The sequence below is a fragment of the Candidatus Stoquefichus massiliensis AP9 genome, from assembly GCF_000455285.1.
GTDB classification, from domain to species: domain Bacteria; phylum Bacillota_I; class Bacilli_A; order Erysipelotrichales; family Coprobacillaceae; genus Stoquefichus; species Stoquefichus massiliensis.
The window spans coordinates 133,656-145,489 of record NZ_HG005285.1 but is presented as its reverse complement, the minus strand read 5'-3'; the positions used below and the strand labels follow the sequence as shown (position 1 = coordinate 145,489).

Sequence of the window (11,834 nt, the reverse complement as noted above, 5' to 3'; positions counted from 1 at the left end):
AACTTAAGAAAACAGCAGATGCAAAACAGGCAGAAGCAGATGCGGCTTATAAAATTCAAGAAGAACAGTCTCGTAAATCTATTGAAATTGCAACAGCAGATGCTAATATCATGAGACAGGAAAAAGAAATTGAATTGAGACGTAAAGATGTTGAAGTTACTGAACAGGAATTAGATGCAAAGATTAAAAAACAAGCAGAAGCTGAAAAATTTGCTACACAGCAAAGAGCTGAGGCAGAACTTTATAAACGTCAAAAAGATGCAGAGGCACAATTGTTTGAAAGACAAAGAGAGGCTGAAGCACAAAAAGCTCAGGCAGAGGCTGTAAAATATCAAATGGAACAGGAAGCTGCTGGTATTCAGGCTAAAGGTGAAGCAGAGGCGAAAGCTATCGAAGCCAAAGGTATAGCTGAAGCCGAAGCATTAAATAAGAAAGCTGAAGCAATGAAGAAATATGGTGAAGCGGCAGTTATGGAAATGTATTTCAATATGTTACCAAAAGCAGTTGAAGCAGCGGCTAAACCATTACAAAATGTCGATAAGATTACTATGTATGGTGAAGGAAATAGTGCTAAACTTGTTTCCGATATTGTTACAACAGCGACTCAAGTGAGTGAAGGAATGAATGAATCTATTGGTATTGATTTAAAAAGTTTGCTTGCTGGTTTCTTAGGTGGCAAGATTGCATCAAATGATGATAAAGATGATAAAGATGATATGAAGTAAAGCATACCCAGTATAAAATTCTATGCTGGGTTTTATAGTGAATTTTTCTTTTATGTATCTGATAATTTGAGCAAGAGTATCAGAGACAATAACATTATCAGTGATATCCATTGTGATAATAAGTATAACAATTAGATTGTGACCAATTATAATATCAGGATTAGTAATAGCGTGATGATATCATTGTTGCATTTATTTCATAATTCATGAATGCTTTCTTATGTATCATCTAGATTTGTTTAATTAAATGAATAACTTAATTTTCTTTATGGCTGTTTCATCATTTTTATTTTTCATTTTAGGCAGATATAGTTGTCATTGTAAAATCATAAACGATCATGTAAGAAATGATATTTTTCTTCTAAAATAGCATTTATATTATTTCTTTTCTTATACACCTATGATATGATAAAAAAGAAAAGAGGAAAGAATATGCAAACAATACTTGCAAAAACAATACTAAGTAAAAATAAATATCCTCAATATTGGTTTGGTAATGATTATAATATGAATTTGTATAGAGGATGTCATCATGGGTGTATTTATTGTGATAGTCGTAGTGAATGTTATCAGAATGATGAATTTGATATTGTTAAAGTCAAAGAAAATGCTTTAGATATTTTAAATCAAGAATTGATGAAAAAGAAACATAAAGGTGTTGTTGGGATTGGCGCGATGAGTGATAGTTATAATCGCTTTGAAGAAAAAGAAGAAATCACAAGAGGTGCTTTAAAACTGATTCGTGATTATCGTTTTGGTGTTTCGTTAGAGACAAAGAGTGAATTGGTTGTGAGAGATATTCATTTATTTTTAGATATTCAAAAATATAATGATGTGATTGTAAAAATGACGATTACAACTTGTGATGATGAATTATCAAAAATCATAGAACCACATGTTTGTGTGTCTTCACAACGTTTTTTAGCTATTCAAAAATTGAGCGAAGCAGGCTTGTTTACAGGTATTTTAATGCACCCTATTTTACCATTTATTAATGATACAGAAGAGAATGTGATTGAAATGGTGAGATTGGCATCTGCTCATGGAGCAAAATTTATTCATGCTTATTTTGGTGTCACTTTACGTGATCGTCAAAGAGATTATTATTATCAGAAACTAGATGAATATTTTCCAAGTTTAAAAGAAAAATATCTCAAGCGCTATGGCATGAGATATGAATGTTTAAGTAAAAATAAACAACATTTGCAATATGTATTTCAAAGAGAATGTCAGAAATATGGTTTGTTATATAAAATGGAAGATATTATTCATGCATATAAAACTCATCAACAAAAGATTGAGCAATTATCATTATTTTAATCACTTATTGGACTAGATAAAGGATGGCGAGAGTCATTCTTTTTATCATATCTAATTTTATTTTGCATATTTTGTTCGTAATCTTTTTGGAAGATACATGAAAAAATCACATTTAATAAATATTCCATAGAAGCTTGAGAAGCAAATGGGGCAATCTTGGTAAAAATTTTTTCACGTGAACCAATATTTAAAATATAATCAGCAAAGTGAGATAATCGATTATCTCCAACAGATGTTAAAACAATAAGAGGAGTCTTTTTTTCTTTTAAGATTTGAGCAATTTGAATGACTTCATTTGTCTCACCAGAATATGAAATGATCATGCCAATTCGATCATGATTTGTATTATAAGACATGAAAATCTGTTCACCATGTAAAACTCTTAAATTGACATCTCTTGATATTCTCATCATTTTATGCTGAAAACTCATAGCTGCTAATAATGAATTACCAGAACCATAAATATCAATTGTTGAATATTGATAAATTAGATCAACAATTTGTTCTAATTGCTGAAAATCTATGAGTTTGATTGTATCAGCTATGACTTCTTGTGATAGTGAAGCTAACTTATGACAAATGATTGGAGAAGAATCATCTTTTTCAAAAGGGAAATTAACATCTATACGATCTGTATGATGCAAATCATATTGTAATTCAGCAGAGTATTTAATTTTAAAATCATTGTATCCAGCTAATCCAATCTTTTTACAAAGTCTTACGATTGTTGCTGGAGAAGTATAGGTTTGTTTCGCTAATTGCTTAACTGACATTCCTAAAACATCATCACCATGATTTAAAATATATCTGGCTATTTCTTTTTCAGATTCTGAGAACTCAAGTTCAAATTCTAATTGTGTCATTATGCTCATTTTTATCACCACTTTTAGTATATCATGAAACAAAGTTTCATAAAAGTATGAATTTATGAAATAATAATGAAATTATTTTGAAAACAACCGATATATGTTTACCGAGTTATTATTTTGCAATATAATGAAACTATAGAAACAGGAGGAATAAAAATGACAATCAAATTACCTAAAGATTTTTTCTTTGGTGCAGCAATGTCTGGACCACAAACTGAAGGCAGCTGGAATGTAGGTGGACGACTTCGTTCTTATTGGGATATGTATTCTGACAAAGAAATTAATGCATTCCATAATAATGTTGGATCATATGTTGGAAATGATATGTATCATAAATATGAGGATGATATTAAACTTCTAAAAAGTTTGAATTTTAAGTCTTTTAGAACTTCTATGCAATGGACAAGATTATTAGACCAGGATGGTAATATTAATCCAGAAGGGGCAGCATGGTATCATAAACTGATTGATTGTGCAAATGAAAATGATATTGATATTTATATGAATATGTATCATTTTGATATGCCTGAATATTTAATAAAACGTGGTGGCTGGCAAAATAGAGAAGTTGTAGAAGCTTATGCAAACTTTGTCAAAAAAGCAATGGAAGAGTTTGGTATGAAAGTGAAATACTGGTTTACTTTCAATGAACCTATTGTAGAACCTGAACAACAATATCTACATGGTGTTTGGTATCCATATCAAAAAGATTTTAAACAATCTATTAATGTCCAATATAATATTACTTTAGCTCATTGTTTAGCAGTGATGAACTTTAGAAAACTTCAAAAAGAAGGTAAACTCATTGAAGGTGCAAAAATAGGAATGATTAACTGTTTTGCACCACCATATACAAAAGAAAATCCATCACCAGAAGATTTAGAAGCAGTGCGTATGACTGATGGATTGCATAATCGCTGGTGGTTAGATGTTGTGGCGCATGGACATTTGCCTCAAGATGTATTGGATACTGTTGAAAATGACTGGAAAGTAGAAATTGATAGACGTCCTGGTGATGAAGCGATTTTAGCACAAGGAAAGGTCGACTGGTTAGGATTTAACTATTATCAGCCAACACGTGTTCAGGCACCAGATTCAAAATTTGATGAAAATGGATTGCCATGTATTGCCAAACCATATATTTGGCCAGAAAGAAAAATGAATGTTCATCGTGGATGGGAAATTTATCCTAAAGGAATTTATGATTTTGGTATGAAGATTAAAAAAGAATGCCCTGATTTACCATTCTTTATTTCAGAAAATGGAATGGGTGTTGAAGGTGAAGAAAAATTCATGGATGAAGATGGTATTATTCATGATGATTATCGTATTGAATTTGTGAGAGATCATTTGGAATGGATTGCAAAATCTATTGAGGATGGTGCAAATTGTTTAGGATATCATTATTGGGGCGCTATTGATAACTGGTCATGGTGTAATGCATTCAAGAATCGTTATGGTTTTGTACGTGTATGTCTTGATGATGGTTATAAGCGTAAAGAAAAGAAATCAGCTGCATGGATAAGAGAAGTTGCCAGAACTAATGAAATTGAATAATTGTTAAATTGGGCGACCCAATTATAAAGTCACATTCTTCTCTTTATGAGTTAGATAATAATAAAGATAAAACGAACGATGCGGGGAAACAACAGTTTGAATATAACTGTTGTTTTTTCTATAAATAATTTGGATATGCAATTATTGTATGAAATATATTTACTAATGATGGCATAATATGGGTAAGGACGTTTTCGAGGATAGAATGAATATACATGGAATATGTGTCTTTGTTTTGTCCTTTCTTTATACTAATGAATATTATCTAATAGATAGACCAGTAGAATTTATAACATTATTTAGAGAACAACGAACTGACTGGGGATATTTGTGGTTCAAGATACTATTTATGAAACTTAGTTTCATATTTTATACAAAAAAATAATGTTTTATGAAACGATATTATAAACGTGACTAGATGTCTTTACTCTTGTGGTGTTTTGAAATACAATGGTATCAGAAAGAACAAGGAGGATATTTTTGAATGGAAAAGAAAATGCCAAAAGATTTTTATTGGGGTGGATCAGTTTCATCATTTCAAACTGAAGGAGCTAGAAATGAAGGTGGAAAAGGTTTATGTGTTTATGATGTAAGACCTATGAATCCTGAATTTTCTGATTGGAATGTTGCAATTGATGCTTATCATCGTTATGATGAAGATATTGCTTTGATGAAAGAAATGGGGTTTAATTTTTATCGTTTTTCAATTTGCTGGTCTAGAATTATTCCTAATGGAACATTAGATGAACCAGTTAATGAAGAAGGGGTTAAATTCTATAATGAATTAATTGATAAGTTATTAGCTGCTGGTATTGAACCAATGATTACATTAGTTCATTTTGATATGCCTTATCATCTAGTAAAAAATTATAATGGATTTGCTTCTCGTTATGTAGTTGATTGCTTTGAAAGATATGCCAGAGTATGTATTGAGAGATTTGGTGATCGTGTGAAACATTGGATGAGTTTCAATGAACAAAACTTACATGGTATGATGTTAAGAGTTTCTAATGCTGAAGATATTCCTGAAGGTGTGAGTATGCCTAAACATTTATATCAAGTTAATCACAATATTTTTATTGCCCATTGTAAAGCAGTTAAAGCATTAAGAGAACTCCAGCCAGATGCGAAATTCTGTGGTATGAATGCAGTGACAAATATTTATCCATATACAAATACACCTAAGAATAATTTGTTTGCATGGCAAGCTTACCAATATATGAATGGATTCCATTGCGATGTTTTTGCAAAAGGAAAATATCCAGATTATATGGTTGCTTATTTAGAAAATAGAGGATGGATGCCAACATTTGAAGAAGGTGATGATGAATTATTAAAATATACAGTAGATTATATTGCATTTAGTTATTACCGTTCTAATACAATTACTGAAGGTGAATTTGATTATGAAAGACCTTATCATGAAATTGTCAATGAACATTGTGTAAAAAATCCACATTGTGAAGCCAATGAATGGAATTGGGAAATTGATCCAATTGGATTCAGATGGACATTGAACGATTTAGCAGTGCGTTCTGATTTACCAGTCTTTGTATTGGAAAATGGTCTTGGATGGCGTGAAGATATGACTCAAGAAGAAGTTGACCAAATGTTAGCTGAAGGAAGAATGATTGAAGATGATTATCGTATTAACTATCATAGAGAACATATTAGAGAAATGGAAAATGCGATGTTTGAAGAAGGTGTAAAATGTTTAGGATATATTACATGGGGACCTATTGATATTCTAGCAAGTATGTGTAACATGGATAAGCGTTATGGATTTGTTTATGTCAATAGAACAAACAAAGATATGAGAGATTTAAAACGTATTCCTAAGAAATCATTTGCATGGGTGAAAAAAGTATTTGAGTCAAATGGTGAGGATTTAGATTAACAAGAGATTTTCTCTTGTTTTTCTATTATATAGGAGATAGATATGAATATACTATTAAGTTCTTATGATTTTCATGAAGAATGGGCTAGAGATGTCATGGGACCCTTGCTTCATGATGATATGAAAGTGGTTGTTATCCCTTTTTCATTTGATAAAAAAGAAGTCAGGACTGTTGAAGAGTATGATCAGCATTATGGAGTTCATGGAAAGCACGTACCTTATATTTTAAGACCATTTCATTATTATGGAATAAAAGATATTGAATTTGTAGATTATTTTAATGATACCCATGCAATTGCTCAAAAGAAAGTTTTATCTGCTGATATTGTCTTTCTAACAGGTGGATTACCAGATCAATATTTAGAACGATTAAATGAATTTGGGCTAAGTGAAATCATTAAACAAAATCATCAATTTATTATTGGTGCAAGTGCAGGTGCAATGGTTCAATTTGATGAGTATCATATTACACCAGATGATGATTATCCTGAATATCAATATCAAAAAGGATTAGGATTGGTCAGTGGATTTGAAATTGAAGTTCATTATTGTCATAGTCCTATTCAGGATGCTGGAATACAAAGAGTTATCAAAGAAAAAGGATTACCAACATATACAATTGCAAATGATGGAGGTATTTTTTATCATCATCAAAGAGTGATTCCTTTTGGTAATGCTCATTTCGTCAATAATCCTCAAGACAAATAGATGATAATTTGTTATAATGGTCACAATATGTCTAAAGGAGAAGGAATATATGAGTGAAGAAAAGACTTTGATTGTTGATGTCAACGAAAAGCCACAGGGGATTCAATGGCTGTTTTTGAGTTTTCAACATGTTTTTGCTATGTTTGGAGCGACGATACTTGTTCCTATGATGACAAAATTTCCTGTATCAGTTGCCTTGTTTGCATCAGGAATTGGGACATTGATTTATACAGTTTGTACAAAACGCAAGGTTCCTGTTTATTTAGGATCATCATTCGCTTACATTACAGCAGTTATTTTAGCTGTAGAGGCAATGGGCGGAAATATTTCAGCTGCTCAAACAGGATTGATTTTGGTTGGATTGATTTATGTTGTTGTAGCTATTGTGATTAAATTTGTAGGAAAAGCATGGATTGATAAATTATTACCACCGATTGTGATTGGACCAATGATTGCGGTTATTGGATTAGGATTGGCTGGAAATGCTATTAGCAATGCTGGATTTGTGGCTGATGGAAAAATTGCTCCAATGATTGTTGCTATAGTGACATTTTTAGTGGCTGCTTTGATTTCTAGCCAAGCAAAAGGTTTTTTAAAGATTGTACCATTTTTAGTTGCCATTATTATTGGATACATTTTATCATTATGTTTTGGTATTGTTGATTTAAGTGGTGTTGCCAAGGCTGCTTGGTTTTCTATTCCTGAATTTGCTTTTCCATTTTCTATGCCTGATTTGCTGGGAACACATTTTAGAGAATATCAATTTTATTTTGGTCCTGAAACATTAGCTATTTTACCAGTAGCTATTGTAACGATTTCTGAACATATTGGAGATCATACGGTTTTAGGAAAAATCTGTGGGAAAAACTTTTTAAAAGATCCAGGACTTGATAAAACGCTGATTGGTGATGGTGTGGCTACTGCTGTGTCTGCTTTCTTAGGAGGACCAGCTAATACGACATATGGTGAAAATACAGGTGTTATTGGATTGACAAAGATTGGTTCAGTTTATGTGACATGTGGAGCTGCGGTCATTGCCATTATTCTTTCTTTTTGTGGGAAGATATCTGCAGTGATTAGTTCTATTCCTAGTTGTGTGTTAGGTGGAATGAGTATTTTATTATATGGAGTTATTGCAAGTAATGGGTTACGTATTTTGATTGATGCTCAAGTTGATTTTAATAAACAGAGAAATTTAATTATTGCTTCAGCAATGTTGGTCATTGGATTAGGTGGTGCAGTCTTTCCATTGGGTGGAAGTGCAACATTATCAGGAACAGCATTAGCTGCTATTGTTGGTGTGATTTTGAATTTATTGTTGCCAGATAAGAGTGAGAATTAACTTCTCATTCTTTTTATTTGTGATAAAATGAAAATAGGGTGGTGAATATATGGAGTATATACCAATAGAATGTAAAAGTGCGATTCGTAAAGTAAGAGGTGGTATGCCATATCAGCATGATGTCAATATTTATCGTGGCTGTGAACATGGATGCTTATATTGTTATGCTTTGTATTCACATGATTATTTAGAAGATAATCAGTTTTATAATCATATCTATTATAAAGAAAATATTATTGAAGTCTTGGAAAAAGAAATCACAAAACCAAGCTGGAAAAAACAGATTGTTAATTTTGGTAGTGTCAGTGATAGCTATCAGCCATGTGAAAAAGATTTAAAACTCATGCGTGAGGTTTTAAAACTCTTTATTAAATATCAAAATCCTATTAATATTTCTACAAAATCAACACTTATCTTAAGAGATTTAGATTTAATCAATGAATTATCTCAAATTGCGTTTGTTAATATTACATGTACAGTGACATGTGCAGATGAAACAATTCAAAAGATTATTGAACCTCATGCAGCAACAAGTCTAGAAAGAATGAAAGTATTACAAATCATTAAGCAAAAAACAAATGCAAGTGTAGGCATATTAATGATGCCAATCATTCCGTATATTACGGATTCATATGAAAATATGGAAGCAATTTACAAATTGGCTCATCAGATTCATTTAGATTATGTTGTTCCAGGAACTATGTATTTACGAGGAAAAACAAAGCCTTATTTCTTAAATTCAATCCGTCAATATGATGAAAATCTTTATTGGAAACTTAAAGGTTTATATCCTAAAGGAAGTTGCTTAAAAGAATATAAAATAGAAATATTTAATAGATTAAATCAGATTAGAAAAACATATAACTTAGATAATAAAATACTAAAAGATAATGATAAAATGAGATAAAACATGTGTTCTATCCAAAATGAAGAATGTTTTGTTTTATCATATTTCAGAAATATTCGAGGATGAAATAAATGTGCATATTGATATGTATATTTGTTTTATCCTTTGTTTAATTGATGAAGTGTACTAAATTTATTATCAAGAATCATGATTATTGTTTGAAAGATAAGACATTACTTAAATGACTTGATTAATTTGTTTTCTTGTATATAAAAAAATCGCAATATTTATGAAAAATGTGATGATTATATTAAATATAATAGAATCTGAAAGGAGTTTGTTTTATGAATCAATTAGATACAATTATGATAGTCATTCAATATATAGAGGATCATCTTACAGAAAAATTAAGTTTAACAACAATTGCTTATAAAGTAGGCTATTCAAAATATCATTTGCATCGTATGTTTTTAGATAGAGTTGGACTTTCCATACATCATTATGTTCAACGTCGCAAATTAACTGAGGCAGCCAAACGACTTGTTTTTACTCAGTTGTCAATTATTGAAATAGCACTTATTGCAGGTTATGAGAGTCAGCAGGCATTTACAAGTGTTTTTAAGCAAATGTATAAGCAATCGCCACTTGAATATCGAATTAAAGAGGAATTCTATCCTCTGCAACTTCCTTTTCATTTACAATGTAATATGCCTAAGTTATCTTTAGATAAACATATAACGGAAAAGATAACGCATGCAACAATAGATGATATTTCTTTGTGGATGGAACTGGTTTATCTTATTGTTGATGGGTATCCACATTTTCATGAAGATGAATATTGTCAAACATTAGAAAGAGAAATTCGTGAAAAACGAGCATTTATTTTAAAAAATGAAAAAGTTGCTATTGCTGTAATGAGTATTCATTGGGATAAGAAAAGTATTAATTTTTTTGGTGTTCATCCATTGTATAGAAAATTAGGAATTGCAAAAATATTTTTGGATAAAATGATTAATGATAAATTTCTTGAGAATGAAATTTATATTACAACTTATCGTAAAGATGATAAAGCAGATATTGGTTATCGTAAAATTTATCAGGATCTTGGATTTACAGAAGCAGAATTATTAATAGAGTTTGGCTATCCCACACAAAGGCTTGTATTCACTAAGGGAAAAAACTATGAAAAATCATGAATTAGAGAATCTCAGTAATCCTTTATCACAAGATTTTACTTTCATTTCTCTTTTGAAATTTGCTTTTCCAACTATTGTGACAATGTTATTTATGGGGATTTATACGATTGTTGATACAATTTTTGTATCTCAATTTGTGAATGAAAATGCACTTTCTGCATTGAATATTGTTTGTCCAGTCATTAATGTTATTGTTGGATTGGCAACAATGTTAGCTACTGGCGGAAATGCTATTATTGCTAAAAAAATGGGAAAAGGACAAACATATCGTGCAAATCAAGATTTTACACTCATTGTGTTTTTTGGTGTTACCATTGGTTTAATAATAACTGGATTAGGGTTGTTATTTCTAAACCAAATTATCAAAGTTTTAGGAGCGAGTTCTCTTTTGCTGCCTTATTGCCGAGATTATCTTTATATTATTTTGATTTTTGCACCTGCCAGCATAATGCAAGTTATTTTTCAGAATATGATTGTTACTGCTGGAAGACCAACATTTAGTTTGATTCTTTCATTTGGAGCAGGAATGATTAATATGGGATTAGATTATATGTTTATAGTATTCATGAATATGGGAATTGTAGGGGCTGCCTTAGGAACAGGTATAGGATATCTTTTTTCATCAGTAATAGGTCTTTTGTTTTTTTACTATAATAAAAGTTTACTTACATTTGTCAAACCTGTTATAGACATTTCAATCATAGTACAGAGTTGTGCTAATGGATCTTCTGAAATGGTTAGTCAATTGGCAACTGCTTTAACAACTTTTTTCTTTAATGTGACAATGATGAGATTGGTAGGGGAGGAAGGTGTTGCAGCAATCACTATTTTAATTTATATTCAATTCTTTATGACAACTCTTTATATTGGTTTTTCAATGGGAATAGCTCCACTTATGAGTTATAATTTTGGTGCGAAGAATAAACAGCGTTTACAAGCTATTTTTCAAAATAGTTTATTGTTTATTATAATAAGTTCTATAATCATTTTCTTGATTGTTATGATGGGGAAAAATTGGCTTATTCAATTATTTGTCAATCAGTCTTCAAAGGTATATATGATGACAATTGAAGGATTTAATATTTTTGCTTTCAGTTTTTTATTCTCTGGGCTTAACATATTTTCATCTGCAATTTTTACAGCATTATCAAATGGAAAAATTTCAGCATTTATTTCATTTCTAAGAACTTTTGGATTGATTATGCCAGGATTAATTGTTTTACCACAGTTTATGCAAACTACAGGTGTTTGGATGGCTATCCCTATTGCTGAAATATTAACATTCTGTATGACAATCTTTTGTATTATTTGTTATCGAAAAAGATATGGTTACTTGTCATGGTGATATCAATTTTATATTGAGTGATGTGTTA

General features: G+C 30.7%; 10 protein-coding genes. 9 read left to right on the top strand and 1 reads right to left on the bottom strand.

Translation table 11 applies throughout. The features are described from left to right. A partial coding sequence (locus BN350_RS18345) for a flotillin domain-containing protein (protein ID WP_044600079.1) occupies positions 1 to 725 on the top strand: 725 nt, incomplete at its 5' end. A 432-nt stretch (positions 726 to 1,157) separates the two neighbouring features. Then, the gene (locus tag BN350_RS02880) at positions 1,158 to 2,045 is read left to right on the top strand and encodes an SPL family radical SAM protein (RefSeq protein ID WP_028042247.1); all 888 of its coding nucleotides are present in this window, start codon (positions 1,158 to 1,160) and stop codon (positions 2,043 to 2,045) included. On the opposite strand, the gene BN350_RS02875 is transcribed toward BN350_RS02880, so the two are convergent. Next, positions 2,042 to 2,917, bottom strand: a complete 876-nt coding sequence (locus tag BN350_RS02875; RefSeq protein ID WP_028042246.1) for a MurR/RpiR family transcriptional regulator — start codon at positions 2,915 to 2,917, stop codon at positions 2,042 to 2,044. The two genes, BN350_RS02880 and BN350_RS02875, sit on opposite strands and share 4 nt — an antisense overlap. A gap of 153 nt (positions 2,918 to 3,070) precedes the next feature. On the opposite strand from BN350_RS02875, the gene BN350_RS02870 reads away from it, so the two are divergent. From BN350_RS02870 to BN350_RS02835, 7 genes are all read left to right on the top strand, one after another. Beyond that, entirely contained in the window at positions 3,071 to 4,471 is a 1,401-nt protein-coding gene (locus BN350_RS02870; RefSeq protein ID WP_028042245.1) for a glycoside hydrolase family 1 protein, read from the top strand. A 484-nt stretch (positions 4,472 to 4,955) separates the two neighbouring features. Then, a complete protein-coding gene (locus BN350_RS02860) occupies positions 4,956 to 6,368 on the top strand; it encodes a glycoside hydrolase family 1 protein (protein ID WP_028042243.1) in 1,413 nt (470 codons plus the stop codon). 42 nt (positions 6,369 to 6,410) lie between these two features. Further along, entirely contained in the window at positions 6,411 to 7,076 is a 666-nt protein-coding gene (locus BN350_RS02855) for a Type 1 glutamine amidotransferase-like domain-containing protein (RefSeq protein WP_028042242.1), read from the top strand. 49 nt (positions 7,077 to 7,125) lie between these two features. Then, positions 7,126 to 8,418 (top strand): uracil-xanthine permease family protein, encoded by a 1,293-nt coding sequence (locus BN350_RS02850; RefSeq protein ID WP_028042241.1) that lies wholly within the window; start codon positions 7,126 to 7,128, stop codon positions 8,416 to 8,418. Positions 8,419 to 8,467: 49 nt separating this feature from the next. Further along, a complete protein-coding gene (locus BN350_RS02845; protein ID WP_028042240.1) occupies positions 8,468 to 9,325 on the top strand; it encodes an SPL family radical SAM protein in 858 nt (285 codons plus the stop codon). 284 nt (positions 9,326 to 9,609) lie between these two features. After that, on the top strand, positions 9,610 to 10,461 hold the full coding sequence (locus tag BN350_RS02840; protein WP_028042239.1) for a GNAT family N-acetyltransferase: 852 nt from the start codon (positions 9,610 to 9,612) through the stop codon (positions 10,459 to 10,461). After that, positions 10,448 to 11,806, top strand: coding sequence for an MATE family efflux transporter (locus BN350_RS02835; RefSeq protein ID WP_028042238.1), 1,359 nt, complete (start codon positions 10,448 to 10,450; stop codon positions 11,804 to 11,806). Before BN350_RS02840 ends, BN350_RS02835 begins: the two co-directional genes overlap by 14 nt. Positions 11,807 to 11,834 lie beyond the last annotated feature (28 nt).